Origin of the sequence: Streptomyces lonarensis, from assembly GCF_012033735.1 — a bacterium.
Classification (GTDB): domain Bacteria; phylum Actinomycetota; class Actinomycetes; order Streptomycetales; family Streptomycetaceae; genus Streptomyces; species Streptomyces lonarensis.
In genome coordinates this window covers 1-13,972 of record NZ_JAAVJD010000145.1, presented here as the reverse complement: position 1 = coordinate 13,972, position 13,972 = coordinate 1, and the positions used below count along the sequence as shown (strand labels likewise).

Sequence of the window (13,972 nt, the reverse complement as noted above, 5' to 3'; positions counted from 1 at the left end):
GACGCGGTGGCTCCGCGGGGCCACCGCGAGCGGCTGTCGGTAGCTGGCCCGAGGGCAGGGAACCCATCGGGCCGAGCCCCGTCCCGTCGGGGCGGGCACCCCGGCCCGAGGAACCGGGTCGAAGCGCGTCGTCGTTCTCGCGCCTGTCGAACGCGCGAGGGGGCGCACGCCGTGAGCGTGCGCCCCCTCGTCGGTGGCGTCGTGGGCCGGGCCGACGGCTCAGCCGCCGAGTCCTCCGCGGCTCAGCCGCCGAGTCCTCCGATGAAGCCGGGCGGCCCCTCGTCGTCGCCGCCGTCATCCCCGCCGTCACCGTCGTTGCTGGTCACCAGGGTGATCTCGCCACCCTCGGCGATCTTGCTGCCGGGGCCGGGGTTGGCACCGATGACGACGGCCCCGTCGTTGTCGGGCCCCTGGACCGAGACCTGCAGACCCATCTCCTGGAGCTGGTCGCGGACCTCCGTGAACGGGCGGCCGACGATGTCACCGGGGACGTCCATCTCGTCGGGGTCGTCGCTCGGCTCGGCGATGATCAGATGCACCGAGGTCGAGGAGCCCGGTTGCACCGCCTCGCCGGCGCGCGGCGTCTGGCTGATCACCGTGTTCGGGTCGCGGCTGTCGTCGCGCTGCCGCTGGGTGGTGACGGTGAACTGGAAGTCACCGCCCTCCAGCTGCGACTTGGCCTCCTCCAGGCTCTTGCCCGCCACGTCCGGCATGCTGATCGTGTCCGGTGCGGTGGCGACCGTCAGGGTGACGGTGGAGCCCGCCTCGACCTCCTCGCCCGACCCGGGGCTCTGCGAGAGGACGGTGCCGGCCTCCTCGCTGGTGGTCTCCTGCGTCTCCTGCTCGACCTCCAGCCCGAGTTCGCGCAGCTCCTCCTGTGCGCTGTCGTAGCTCTGCCCCGTGACGTCGGGCAGGTCCACCGACTCCGGGCCGGCCGAGAGGATCAGGGTCACCGTGGAGCCCCGGTCGGCGTCCTCGCCGGCGGCGGGCTCGGTGCGGCAGACCAACTCCTCGGCCTGGTTGCTGCACGCCTCCGGATCGCCGACCTCCACCTCCAGGTCCACCCGTTGCGCGCGGACGGTGGCCTCCTCGGAGCTGAGCCCGACCAGGTTGGGCACGGCGACCGTCGCGGACTCGCCGCCGTTGTCGCCGAAGACGGCCCGTCCGATGAAGATGGCGCCGACCAGCACCAACACGCCGGCGACCACCATCATGACCAGCCCGGTGTTGTTCTTCTTCTGGCGGCGGCTGGGGCGGTCGTAGTCGTCGTAGGAGTCGTACTGGTCGCCGGACGGCGGCAGCATCGTGGTGGTGGCGCCGCCCCGCTGCGGTGTGAGCGCCTGCGTGGGGCGGTCGTCGTACCCGCCGTAGCCCACCGAGCCCATCGCCACGCTCGCGGCGATCGGACGACCGTCGAGGCTCGCCTCGATGTCCGCCCGCATCTCGTCGGCGGACTGGTAGCGGTAGTCCGGGTCCTTGGTGAGCGCCTTCAGCACGATGGCGTCGGTGTCCGGCGGAATCTCCGGGTCGTAGATGCTCGGCGGCTGCGGTTCCTCCCGGACGTGCTGGTAGGCGACGGCGACCGGCGAGTCCCCGACGAACGGGGGCCGGACCGTCAGCAGCTCGTACAGCAGGCAGCCCGTGGAGTACAGGTCGGAGCGGGCATCGACGGTCTCGCCCTTGGCCTGCTCGGGCGAGAGGTACTGGGCGGTGCCGATGACGGCCGAGGTCTGCGTCATGGTCATGCCGGAGTCGCCCATCGCACGGGCGATGCCGAAGTCCATGACCTTGACCTGGCCGTTGCGGGTCAGCATCACGTTGGCGGGCTTGATGTCCCGGTGGACGATCCCGCTGCGGTGGGAGTACTCCAGCGCCTGGAGGATGCCGATGCACATCTCCAGCGAGCGCTCCGGGAGCAGTTTCCGCCCCGAGTGCAGCAGCTCACGGAGGGTGGAGCCGTCCACGTACTCCATCACGATGTAGGGGATGGAGACGCCCTCGACGTAGTCCTCGCCCGTGTCGTAGACCGCGACGATCGCCGGGTGGTTGAGTGACGCGGCCGACTGCGCCTCGCGGCGGAACCGGGCCTGGAACGTGGGGTCGCGGGCCAGGTCGGCACGGAGGGTCTTGACGGCGACGGTGCGGCCCAGCCGGGTGTCGTGGGCGAGGTACACCTCGGCCATACCTCCACGGCCCAGGACGTGCCCCAGCTCGTACCGCCCGCCGAGGCGACGCGGCTCTTCCATGTCTCCAGCCCTCTCCGTTCGTCCCGCCCCTGTGAGGGACGCGGGCGGTGTGCTGCGGCCTGCTGGCCCGGGGATACGGTACCCGGACGACCGGCTGAGCCCGGGTCACTGCCACCCGCCGATATGCAACCGGTATGGCCTGCCGGGCGTCCATCCCCCCTATGACGCGAACCGCCGCCGGTTGGTTCTCCTCCGGTCGAACTCCCCGGTGGGGGCCGTTGCGGAGAGGGACCAGCGGGCGGCGGCGGTCGGCGCAGGGCGTACGCGTCAGCTCCCGAGCACGGCCTCCATGACGGACTTGGCGATCGGCGCGGCGAGCCGCCCGCCGGAGATGTCCTCCCGGGAGCCGGAGGGGTCCTCGACGACGACGGCCACCGCGACCGGCGAGCCGTCGTCCGTCATCGCGTAGGAGACGAACCACGCGTAGGGGGACTCCTGGTTGTCCACGCCGTGCTGGGCCGTACCCGTCTTGCCGCCCACGCGGACACCGGAGATCTTGGCCGGCTCGGCGGTGCCCTCCTCGACGGTGTACTCCATCGCCTCCTGGAGCGCCTGCGCGTTCTCGGGGGAGAGCGGGCGGCTCAGCTCGGTCGGCTGGTGCTGCTCCACCACGTTGAGGTTCGGGGCGCGCAGTTGCTCCACCATGTACGGCTCCATGAGCTTGCCGTCGTTGGCGATCGCGGCGGCGACCATCGCGACCTGGAGCGGCGTCGCGCGGTTGGAGGCCTGGCCGATGCCGGCCTGGGCGTTCTGCGGCGCGTTGTCCTCGGGGTAGGAGCTGGTCGCCGAGCGGACCGGCGTGTCGTGGTACTCGTTGAAACCGAACGACTCGGCGGTCTCGATCATCTTCTCGTTGCCGAGGTCGGCGCTGATGCCGAGGAAGACGTTGTTGCAGGACCACTGGAGGCCGACGGTGATGCTGCCCTCCTCGCACCCCACGTTCTGGATCTGGTTGGGGACGGTGGTGCCCGCCGTCTCCGGCAGCTCGAACGGCACCTCGTAGTCGGTCTCCTGGTCGACGTCGTCGAGCAGGCCGTGCTCCAGCGCCGCCGCGGCCGTGACCAGCTTGAACGTCGAGCCCGGGGGGTACGTCTCGCGGAGCGCGCCGTTCTTCATCGGCTCCTCCGGGTCCGCCTCGGCCTGGAGGGCCGCCCACGCCTCGGCGTCCGAGTTGCCCATGCCGGCGAAGTCCGAGGGGTCGTAGGACGGCGTCGAGGCCAGCGCCAGGATGGCGCCGGTGCGCGGGTCGATCGCGGCCACCGAGCCGCGGCGGTCGCCGAGCCCCTCGAACGCGGCGCGCTGGGCGTCCGCGTTGAGGGTGGTGACGACGCTGCCGCCCTTGCGCTCCTTGCCGGTCAGCATGTCGATGGTGCGGCTGAAGAAGAGGCGGTCGTCGTCACCGGTGAGGATGCCGTCGTAGATGCTCTCCAGCTGGTTGGCGCCGAACGCCTGCGAGGCGTACCCGGTGACCGGCGCCCACATCTCGCCGTCGGAGTAGGTGCGCTTCCAGCGGTAGTCGGTGCCGTCGGTCTCGATGGAGCCGGTGATCGGCTCGCCGTCCACGATGATGTCGCCGCGCGGGTGCGCGTAGCGCTCGATCGCCACCCGGCGGTTGTGGTCGTCGTTCTGGAGTTCCCCGGCCTGGATGAACTGCACGTAGTTGACGCGGAGCAACAGCGCGAGGATCAGCAGGCCGCAGAAGACAGCGACCCGTCGCATGGGCTTGTTCACGCTCGGACCACCTGAGTCTGTTCTGCGTCCGTGCTGGACGCCGGTACGGGGGCGGGGCGGCGGGCCGTGTCGCTGATGCGCAGCAGGATCGCGACCAGGGCCCAGTTGGCGATCACCGAGGAGCCGCCCTGCGCCATGAAGGGCATCGTCATGCCGGTCAGCGGGATCAGCCCGGTCACACCGCCGGCGACGACGAAGACCTGCAGCGCGAACACGCCGGAGAGCCCCACCGCGAGCAGCTTCCCGAAGGGGTCGCGCGCGGCGAGCGCCGTGCGCAGGCCGCGCTGGATCAGCAGGGCGTAGACGAGCAGCACCGCCATCAGGCCGACCAGCCCGAGCTCCTCGCCGACGGTCGCGAGGATGTAGTCGCTCTTGGTCGCGATGCCGCCGATGAGCCGGGAGTAGCCCTCGCCCAGGCCGCTGCCGAGCAGACCGCCGGAACCGAAGGCGTACATCGCCTGCGCGGTTTCGGTGACGCCGCCGTTGGCGCCCAGCTCCAGCGGGTTCAGCCAGTTGTGGACGCGCTGTCCCACGTGGTAGTTGAACGAGGCGACGAAGACCGCGCCGCCCACCGACAGCAGCAGCCCGAAGACGATCCAGCTGGTCCGCTCGGTGGCGACGTAGAGCATCACCACGAACATGCCGAAGAACAGCAGCGACATGCCGAGGTCGGTCTCCAGGACCAGGATCATCAGGCTGACCGCCCAGACGACCAGGATCGGTCCCAGGTCGCGGCCACGCGGCAGGTACATCCCGAGGAAGCGCCGACTGGCGAGCGCCAGCGCGTCGCGTTTCACCATGAGGTAGCCGGCGAAGAAGATCGCGATGACGATCTTGGCGAACTCACCGGGCTGCAGGGTGCCCACGCCGGGGATGCGGACCCAGATGCGGGCGCCGTTGGTGTCGGCGCCGAAGAACAGCGGCAGCAGCAGCAGGACGAACGCCACGACCATCGAGATGTAGGTGTAGCGCTGCAGCACCCGGTGGTCGCGCAGGAAGATCAGCACGCCCAGGAAGAGGGCGACTCCGAGCGCGGACCACATCAGCTGGGAGGGGGCCGCGTTGGCCGGCTGCAACCGCGGTTCGTGGTCCAGCCGCCAGATCAGCACCAGCCCGAGGCCGTTCAGCAGCGTGCACAGCGGCAGCATCAGCGGGTCGGCGTACGGAGCCCAGCGCCGCACCACCAGGTGGGCGGCGCCGGCGATCCCGGCGAGGCCGAGCCCGTAGGCGACCATGCCGGCCGGGAGGCTGCCGTCCAGCGCCAGTCCGGTGTTGGCGTAGGCCAGCACCGTCACCAGCACGGCGAAGCCGAGCATGACGAGCTCGGTGTTGCGCCTGCTCGGGGTACCGACGCTGGCGACGGTGGTGTTCGCGGTACTGCTCATGGCTCGGCTTCTCTCAGCGCGGCGTCACGGCGCAGTGGCTCAGCTGGTGCACTGGCGGGCGAGCCGCTGCTGGGTATCGGTGAGGGTCGGGATGTCGGAGGCCGCGGCGTCGGTGTCGTCGGCCTCGGCGAGAGCGGCTTCGCGCTCGGCCTGCAGACGACACGCCTCGGCCTGGTTGGCCAGCTCCTCGATCTTGGAGCGGGCCTCGGCGAGACCGCCGGTGGTGATGGCCTTCTCGACCTCGCTGCGCTGGAAGGCCGGCAGGTCGACGAGTCGGATGTCGGGGTGGTCCTCGTGCACCTCGTTCAGGCTCAGCGGCCCGAGGTCCTGGCTGACGCCCTGGAAGATCGCGACGTGCTCGTCGTTGGCCGCGACGTAGTACTGGTTCTGGGTCCACCGGTAGACGCCGTAGGCGGCGGCTCCCAGCAGGGCCAGCACCAGCACGGTCACGGCGATCCGCCGGAACCAGCGCCAGCCGGAGCGGCGCGGCAGGTACTCGTCGTCGGTGAAGGAGCCGAAGCTGCCGATGACGCCGTTGCCGTCGTCGCCCCCGCCCTCCTTCTCTCCGCCGTTGCGGGAGCGGCCCAGCTCCGCGGCGCGGGAGGCCGGCGTCTGGCTGACCGGGCCGCCGATGTGCGGCTGGGTCTCGGCCACCGCGCCGACGATCTGCGGGGCGTCGCTGTAGACGGAGGTCTCGGCGTCGCCCGGCGCGTGGCCGACGTCGAGGACGTCGGCGATGATGCAGGTGATGTTGTCGGGCCCGCCGCCGCGCAGCGCCAGCTCGATCAGTTCGCGGATCGTCTCCTGCGGCGGTGCGAACGCGCCGAGGGTGTGCTCCATTGTTTCATGTGAAACCACGCCGGAGAGGCCGTCCGAACACACCAGGTAACGGTCGCCGGCGCGCACCTCGCGGATCGAGAGGTCGGCTTCCACCGAGTCGGCGCTTCCCAGCGCGCGCATCAGCAGGGAGCGCTGCGGGTGGGTGGTCGCCTCCTCCTCGGTGATGCGTCCCTCGTCGACCAGCCGCTGCACCCAGGTGTGGTCCTGGGTGATCTGGGTGAGGACACCCTCGCGGAGGAGGTAGGCGCGGGAGTCGCCGACGTGCACCAGACCGAGCCGCTGTCCGGTCCAGAGCATCGCGGTGAGCGTGGTGCCCATGCCGTCGAGCTGGGAGTCCTCCTCCACCATCGCCCGCAGGCGGGTGTTGGCGTGCTGGACCGAGGCGTTCAGCGCCGTCAGCAGGTCGGAGCCGGGGATGTCGTCGTCGAGCTGGACGAGGGTGGAGATGACCTCGGAGCTGGCGACCTCGCCCGCGGCCTGGCCGCCCATGCCGTCGGCGATGGCGAGGAGCCGGGGGCCGGCGTAGCCGGAGTCCTCGTTGTGCTCCCGGATCATCCCGGTGTGGGAGCCGGCGGCGAACCGCAGTGTCAGACTCATGCTCGCCTCACCGGCCGGTTCCGGGCCCCGCTCGTCGCTCTGCCGCATGGAGCCCGCCCTGTCCTCGTCATAGTGGGGTCGACCCTACTTCCGCAGCTCGATGACGGTCTTGCCGATGCGGACCGGTGCACCCGGCGGGATGGGCATCGCCGTGGTGAGCCGCGACCGGTCGAGATAGGTGCCGTTGGTCGATCCCAGGTCCTCGACGATCCACTGACCGTCCTGGTCGGGATAGATCCGGGCGTGCCGTCCGGAGGCGTAGTCGTCGTCGAGCACGATGGTGGAGTCGTGTGCCCGCCCGAGCGTAATGGTCTGCCCCTGGAGAGCGACAGTGGTTCCCGTGAGGGAGCCCTCGGTGATGACCAGCTTTGTCGGCGCCCCGCGGCGCTGGCGGTTGCCGCGTCCCGACTGCTGCTGCCGCCGCTGCGGCTGGGCGCGCTGTTCCGGCGCGCCACGGCGGGCGGTCGCGCGCTGCGTGACACGCGTGCCGAACAGGTCGCTGCGGATGACCTGAACGGCCACGATCACGAACAGCCACAACACGGCGAGAAAGCCGAGCCGCATGACCGTCAGGGTCAGCTCTGACATGGCCCCCGATTCACCCTTCGGCTTGCCGGTAGATGATGGTGGTACTGCCCACGACGATCCGTGAGCCGTCGCGGAGCGTAGCGTGCTTGGTGGGGTGCCCGTCCACCACGATGCCGTTGGTGGAGCCGAGATCGCGCACGGTGGCCGGTTCCGTCGCCTGGATCTCGCAGTGGCGGCGGGAGACGCCCGGGTCATCCACGCGGACGTCGGCCTCGGTGGAGCGTCCCAGCACCAGGGTGGAACGCGAGATCTGGTGGCGGTTGCCGTTGATCTCGACCCAGCGCCTCGTGCGGTCCGCGGCGGGGGCACCGCCGGAGCCGTACGCGCCGGGTGCGCCCGCGGGCGGTGGCGGCACCGCGCCGCCGGCGCCGGGCTGCGGGTAGCCGTAGGAGCCCCCGTGCGTGGGGCCGGGCGGGGTCGTGGGGGGCGCACCGCCGGCCGCGGCGCCGCCGGCCGACGAGGAGGCCAGCGTGCGGCTGCGGACGCGGTAGAGCCCCGTGTCGAGGTTGGGGGCCTTCTCCAGGCTGACCGTGATCTCGCCCATGAAGGTGTACCGCTGCTGCTTGGCGTACTCGCGCACCATGCCGGCGAGCTCCTGGGAGAGCTGCCCGGAGTAGGGGGCGAGCCGGTCGAAGTCGCCGTCGCTCAGCTCGACGATGAAGTCGTTCGGGACGACGGTGCGCTCCCGGTTCCAGATCGTGGCGTTGTTGTCGCACTCACGCTGGAGCGCACCGGCGATCTCGACCGGCTGCACCTCGGACTTGAAGACCTTGGCGAAGGTGCCGTTGACCAGGCCCTCCAGCCGCTGCTCGAACCGCTTGAGTACTCCCATGGTGCACCTCCTTCTCCGGTGTACCCGGCGTCTGGGCGCTGTCCGCGGCGGCGTCGGCCCCCGGGATGCCGTGGGAGGCACCGGTGCGGTCAGCGGTCATGCTTACTGATCGTATCCACGCGCGGGTGAATCGGCTGGTTCCCGGTGAGTACCGGCCAGCGCCCCTGCCCGCGCGCGGTGATCCCCCTGGATCGTAAGGCGGATCACGACACAGTGTCCCGCATACCCGGTAGGGGCCGTCGTCGCACTCCAGGGGCTCCGGATGAGGGTGTGAGACCACTCCGGTGGCCGTGCTAATCTTCTACATGTCGCAAGGCGCTCCCGGCCCCAGGCCAACGGGTGCGGGGAAGAGCCGGGCGATCACCCTTTGCGCGGGTGGCGGAATAGGCAGACGCGCTGGATTCAGGTTCCAGTGCCCGAAAGGGCGTGGGGGTTCAACTCCCCCCTCGCGCACAGTGAACGAAGGCTCCCACCGGTTTCGGTGGGAGCCTTCGTCGTGTTGCGCCGGTGTGACCTCTCTCTCATGGGGTGCGCCGGAGCGGCCGGCGGCGCCGCGGTCCGCGCGTCGGCCGGTCGGGTCGCGGGACGGGTCGGCGGGGTCGGGCGGGGGTCGGTGCACCGCGCAGGGGGCGGTCCGGAGGTCGCGGGCCGCGGGGGTGCCCACGGGGGCGGGGGCCACAACGGACCAGGTAAGCCGGTCATCAGATTGTGTGAGTATTAGTTATACGGTTCAACGCCGCGCGTTGCACGGGATTTCAGATTTGCCGTCTGTAAGAGTTTTCTCCAGCTCACTGGAAAGAGAGTTGGAGATCCCCTCATGCGTTTCCATCCCAGACGTGTGGGCCGCGTCGTGCTGTGTGTTCTCGCAGCGCTGGCGTTGTCCGGAATCATCCAGGCACCGGCTTCGGCGCAGTTCTCCTCGGCGCCGTCCGTCCCCTTCTCCGAGCGTTACCGTGCCCAGTTGCACGGCGGTGTCTCCCGCGCCGCCAACGCGGCCATCACCTGCGTCGAGCAGGTCGTACCGGGTGCCCCGGCCTGCCCGGCGGCCCAGCGCGGGGCGGCCGGCCGCAACGGCGACTACCGCATGTTCTACACGGACATCGACGACGACCCGAACACCTACAACTCGACCAGTGCGGAACTCCGTATTCCCGACGGTGCGCGCGTCACTTACGCCCGGTTGTACTGGGGTGGAAACCTCCGCGTGGGTGAACAGAAACCCCACGCGGACAACGGACGAGTACTGATCGCCGAACCCGGCGGGCGCTACAAGGTGTTGCGCGCGGATTCCGTCGTCGGCCACCGCGTCACCGACCACGACGACGCCTTCACCGCCTCCGCGGACGTGACCGAACTGGTGCGCTGGTCCCGCTCTGGTGAGTGGACCGTCGCGGACATCAACGTCGCCATGGGCCACTCCGAGGCGGGGGCCTGGGGCGGGTGGACGCTGGTCGCCGCGTGGGAGCACGCGGACGCCCCGCTGCGGGACGTCGTGATCCAGGACGGTTTCCGCTCCACCGACGGCGGCGAGATCCGACTGGACATCGGCGGGCTGAACGCGGCGCCCGGCGCCGACGGACGCATCGGATTCGTCGGCTACGACGGGGACCGCGGCTCCTCCGGGGAGACACTGGCGGTGACGGCGGACCGCCGCGCGCCCGTCCTCCTCTCGGACGACGCCAACCCGGCCGGCAACGTCATGAACTCCACCATCAGCGAGCTCGGCGTGCCGGTGACCAGCCGCACCCCGGCGCACCACAACACGCTCGGGTACGACTCCGACGTCATGGACCTGACCCCCGCCCTCACCGGCGGCGCGGAACGGCTCTCCGTCGGCTTCGGCGGCGGCGGGTACCACCTCGGCGCGGTCTTCCTCCAGGCCGATGTCCGTGGCTGAGACCACCGCCGTCACGGCGGACGAGACAGGCGCCCGGGAGGGCGCGGAGGCCGCCCGGCCCCGCGTCATGCACACCCCGCGAGCCGCCACCCACCCCCGTCAGCTCACCGTGCTGCACATCGCGCAGCCCTCGGACGGCGGGGTCGCCCGCGTCGTCACCGACCTGGTGCGTGCCCAGCGCGCCGACGGTCTGCGCCCCGTGGTGCTCTGCCCGCCGGACGGCCTCGGCGAGGCCGCGGAGGAAGCCGGGGCCACGGTCTGCGCGTGGTCCGCCGCGCGTGAGCCGGGGGCCCGCGTCGCCCAGGAGGCCGCCGTCATCGCCCGCACGGTGCGGGAGATCGACCCGGACCTCGTCCATCTGCACAGCGCCAAGGCCGGGCTGGCCGGCCGGCTGGCGCTCCGGGGCCGCATCCCCACCGTCTACCAACCGCACGCCTGGTCGTTCGAGGCGGCGCGCGGCGTGACCGGCGCCCTGGCGCTGCGCTGGGAGCGGTACGCCGCTCGCTGGGCGCACCAGATCGTCTGCGTCAGCGACGACGAGCGGCGCCGCGGCCAGCGTGCCGGCGTCCGCGCCCGGTGGACGGTGATCCGCAACGGCGTCGACACCGCCCACTTCGCCGACGTCGTGCCGGCCGTGCTGCCCCGCACGGCGGAGGACGGAGCGGGTTCCGACCGACTCGGCGCGGACGGCTCCGCGGACGGGGCGGGCGCCGCCTGGGGCGCGTTCGACGGCACCGATCAGGACGTCGACGAGCAGCGCACGCTGGTCGACGGCGGCCGGCCGCCCGTCGTCGTCTGCGTCGGACGGCTCTGCCGGCAGAAGGGGCAGGACGTGCTGCTGCGCGCCTGGCCGGAGATCGCCGCGCGGGTCCCCGGCGCGCGCCTGGTCCTGGTCGGCGACGGCCCCGACGCGGAGCGGCTGCGGGCCATGGCCCCCGACGGGGTCGACTTCGTCGGGGCGGTGCCGGACGCCGCCCCCTGGTACGCGGCCGCCTCCCTGGTGGTGGCGCCGTCCCGCTGGGAGGGCATGGCGCTGGTGCCGCTGGAGGCGCTGGCGGCGGGCCGCCCGGTGGTGATGAGCGATGTCGCCGGCGCCCGCGAGAGCCTGCCGCCCGCGCACACCGCGCTCTGCCTGGTGCCGCAGGACGACCCGGTCACCCTCGGCCGCGCCGTCACCCGGTTGCTCAACGACCCTCGGCGGGCCGACGAACTCGGCGAGCAGGGAAGCCGGTTCGCGCGGTCCGAGCACGACGTGGCACGGACGGCAGCGGCGTTCTCGCGGCTGTACCGGTCGATGCTCACCCCCGGCACCCCGCGGTCCCCGCTCAGCATGAGGGAGTTCAGCCGGCCATGACGACGCCGACGCCGGGCCCGGCCGCCTCCGGGCGGCCGGGCGGGTGCCAGCAGGCGCCCGGCCTGTCCCCGTACCTGTCCGCCCTCCCCGTCGCGTCCGCCCCGCACCCGCCCCACCCACTGCACCTGTCGGCCGGGCAGGCGGTGCAGGCGGTGCGGACGGTGCAGGCGCCGCCGTCCGCTCCGCCCGCGCCGTCCGCCGGCCCCGCGGCGGCCGCGTTCGCCGCTTCAGCTGCTGCCCCCGCCCGCGCCGTCGAAGAGCTGCCCGCTGTGCGGCGCGCCGCGGCGGCCCCGTCGTCCTCCGTGGTGGCGCCGGAACAGGGGGCGCCGGAGCCCGCTGTGCCGGAGCCCGCCGTGCCGGAGTCCGTGGGGCCGGTAGCGGCCGCGCCGCCGGCGGTGTCCATCGCGGCCGACGCCCCGGCAGCGGCGCCGCCGTCGGGCGGGTCGCCGGCCACTGCCGGTACCCGCTCCGGCTCCGGACGTCTCGGCCGCTGCCCCGTCGGGCTGCTGCTGCCGCCCCGGGGGGCGGGTTCCGCCGAGGCGACCGCGCCGATCCCGGTGCGGATCGTCCGACCGTTCGGCGCGGCGCCGGCGGGCATGCTCCGCCCGGAGGCCCCGGTCGGGCCGAACGCCCCGGCCACAGCGGCGGCCGCGACCGCGCCGCCGGCGCGGCAGCCGCTGGCCCCGGCCGGAGCGGAACGGGGCGACGGTGTGGTGCCCGCGCAGCACTCCGGTGGGAACGCGACGGCAGCCCCCTCCTTGACCGCGACCGCGGCGGAGCCGGCGTCCACCGGTGTCCCGGAGTCGGCCATCGCCGCCGCGGTCGCCGAGGTGCCGGCGGCCTGCCCGCGCCGACCGCGGCGGCACAGCCTCGCCGTCGCCCTGATCGCGGCGGATGCCGTCACCGCCGTCGCGGTGGTGGTCCCGCTGCTCGGACGGACCTCCGCGACGCTGTGGCTGGTACTGGTCGCGCTGCTCGTCATGGTGACCCTCCACCTTCGTGCCGGGCTCCACCGAGCCGACCCGTTCACCACCGCCCTCGCCGAACTGCCGCGCATCGCCGCCCAGAGCACCGTCGGCTGGTGCGTGGCCCAGACCGTCCTGGTGGCGGCCGACGCGCCCTCCGCGCCGGTCCTCCCGTTCCTCGCCGTCGTCGCGCTGTACCCGCCGGCGGTCTGCGCCGCACGAGCGGCGGTGCGGGGCGCCCGGCGCCGCACCCACCGACGCCGTCCCCGCCCCGCGGTCGTGATCGCCGGCGGCCCGGGCGGGGGTGCCCTCGCCGGCGTGCTCGGCGACCACCCGGAGTACGGCATGCGACCGGTCGCGGTCGTCGTGCCGCCGGCGCACCGGGACGCTCCGGCGCCCCCGCCGGGGGCCCCGGGCACCACCGCGGCACCCGCCGGCCCGCCGCGGCTCTCCGGCGGTGACCTCGGCGCCGTCGCGACTCTCCTCGACGGAGAGCAGGTCCTGGACGCGTTCGTCGTCCGCGGCCCGGCCGAGCCCGAGGACCCGGAACTCCTGGAGCTCTGCCACCGCATGGGCTGCACCGTCTGGCTGGTCGAGGTCGGCCCCGGGCTCAGCGCAACCACCGGCGGCCGAGCCGCCGTTCCGCCCGCCGGCCACCTCTGGGGGTTCGCCTGCCGCCGGCTCGACCCGCCCGCCGCCACCCCCGGCACGGTGGCCCGGATCGCCAAACGCGGCCTGGACATCGGCGGCGCCGCCACCCTCCTGCTGGTCGCCGCCCCGCTGCTGCTGGGCTGCGCACTGGCGGTGCGCCTGGCGGACGGCCCCGGGGTCCTCTTCCGCCAGCAGCGTATCGGCCAGGACGGCCGCCCCTTCGTGATCCTGAAGTTCCGCTCCATCCGGCCCAGCGACGACGCCGAGGCGGCGACCCGCTGGAACGTCGCCGGCGACCGCCGCATGAGCCGGGTCGGCAGCCTGCTGCGCCGCACCTCGCTCGATGAGCTGCCGCAGCTGTGGAACGTGCTGCGCGGCGACATGAGCCTGGTCGGCCCGCGACCCGAACGCCCCCACTTCGTGGCCGAGTTCAGCCGCAGCCACCCCGGGTACGCGCGCCGCCACCGGATGCCGGCCGGGCTGACCGGGCTGGCCCAGGTCAGTGGGTTGCGCGGCGACACCTCCATCGAGGAGCGCGCCCGCTTCGACAACCACTACATCGACACCTGGTCGCTCTGGCAGGACGTCTCCATCATGCTGCGCACCAGCGTCGGCTGCTTCCGGTGCGGAGGCAGCTGAGATGAGGCTTCTGCCCCGCCGTCCCCGCGCGGACCGCACTGCCGTGGCCGACCGCGCCGCGACCGCGCCCCGCAGCGGCGGTGCGACGGGCACCGCGCCCAGCGCCGGCCGTGCGACCGGCACCGCCGTGCTCGACCGGCCGGGGCCCGCGAGGGCGGTCGCCTGCGCCGCCGTCGTCCTCCTTTCCGGCGCCCTCACCCGGCGTGCGGTGACGGCGCTCTGCGCCCTGGCACTCCTGGCGGGCGGC

General features: G+C 73.0%; 9 protein-coding genes, 1 tRNA gene and 1 pseudogene. 5 read left to right on the top strand and 6 right to left on the bottom strand.

Features of this window, described 5'->3' with window-relative positions; translation table 11 throughout:
• Nucleotides 1-242 precede the first annotated feature (242 nt).
• The 6 genes from pknB to HCN56_RS17200 all read right to left on the bottom strand — a co-directional run bounded on the left by pknB (nt 243) and on the right by HCN56_RS17200 (nt 8,219).
• Nucleotides 243-2,246, bottom strand: coding sequence for a Stk1 family PASTA domain-containing Ser/Thr kinase (gene pknB / locus HCN56_RS17225; RefSeq protein ID WP_167972133.1), 2,004 nt, complete (start codon nt 2,244-2,246; stop codon nt 243-245).
• A gap of 267 nt (nt 2,247-2,513) precedes the next feature.
• The gene (locus HCN56_RS17220) at nt 2,514-3,977 is read right to left on the bottom strand and encodes a peptidoglycan D,D-transpeptidase FtsI family protein (RefSeq protein ID WP_167972131.1); all 1,464 of its coding nucleotides are present in this window, start codon (nt 3,975-3,977) and stop codon (nt 2,514-2,516) included.
• The gene (locus HCN56_RS17215; protein ID WP_167972129.1) at nt 3,974-5,362 is read right to left on the bottom strand and encodes an FtsW/RodA/SpoVE family cell cycle protein; all 1,389 of its coding nucleotides are present in this window, start codon (nt 5,360-5,362) and stop codon (nt 3,974-3,976) included. Before HCN56_RS17215 ends, HCN56_RS17220 begins: the two co-directional genes overlap by 4 nt.
• A gap of 39 nt (nt 5,363-5,401) precedes the next feature.
• The gene (locus HCN56_RS17210; RefSeq protein WP_167972127.1) at nt 5,402-6,799 is read right to left on the bottom strand and encodes a PP2C family protein-serine/threonine phosphatase; all 1,398 of its coding nucleotides are present in this window, start codon (nt 6,797-6,799) and stop codon (nt 5,402-5,404) included.
• 84 nt (nt 6,800-6,883) lie between these two features.
• On the bottom strand, nt 6,884-7,387 hold the full coding sequence (locus HCN56_RS17205; RefSeq protein ID WP_167934536.1) for an FHA domain-containing protein FhaB/FipA: 504 nt from the start codon (nt 7,385-7,387) through the stop codon (nt 6,884-6,886).
• A gap of 10 nt (nt 7,388-7,397) precedes the next feature.
• Complete coding sequence (locus HCN56_RS17200) at nt 7,398-8,219, bottom strand: FHA domain-containing protein (protein WP_167972125.1); 822 nt, start codon at nt 8,217-8,219, stop codon at nt 7,398-7,400.
• A gap of 369 nt (nt 8,220-8,588) precedes the next feature.
• On the opposite strand from HCN56_RS17200, the gene HCN56_RS17195 reads away from it, so the two are divergent.
• From HCN56_RS17195 to HCN56_RS17175, 5 genes and pseudogenes are all read left to right on the top strand, one after another.
• A tRNA-Leu gene (locus tag HCN56_RS17195) sits at nt 8,589-8,672 on the top strand.
• Nucleotides 8,673-9,069: 397 nt separating this feature from the next.
• A complete protein-coding gene (locus tag HCN56_RS17190; protein ID WP_312871275.1) occupies nt 9,070-10,116 on the top strand; it encodes a DUF3344 domain-containing protein in 1,047 nt (348 codons plus the stop codon).
• Nucleotides 10,109-11,470, top strand: coding sequence for a glycosyltransferase family 4 protein (locus tag HCN56_RS17185; RefSeq protein WP_376770888.1), 1,362 nt, complete (start codon nt 10,109-10,111; stop codon nt 11,468-11,470). Before HCN56_RS17190 ends, HCN56_RS17185 begins: the two co-directional genes overlap by 8 nt.
• The gene (locus HCN56_RS17180) at nt 11,467-13,725 is read left to right on the top strand and encodes an exopolysaccharide biosynthesis polyprenyl glycosylphosphotransferase (RefSeq protein ID WP_245246666.1); all 2,259 of its coding nucleotides are present in this window, start codon (nt 11,467-11,469) and stop codon (nt 13,723-13,725) included. The genes HCN56_RS17185 and HCN56_RS17180 overlap by 4 nt, the downstream gene beginning before the upstream one ends.
• A gap of 1 nt (nt 13,726) precedes the next feature.
• Nucleotides 13,727-13,972 (top strand): annotated as a pseudogene (locus HCN56_RS17175) (hypothetical protein); the annotation flags it as partial.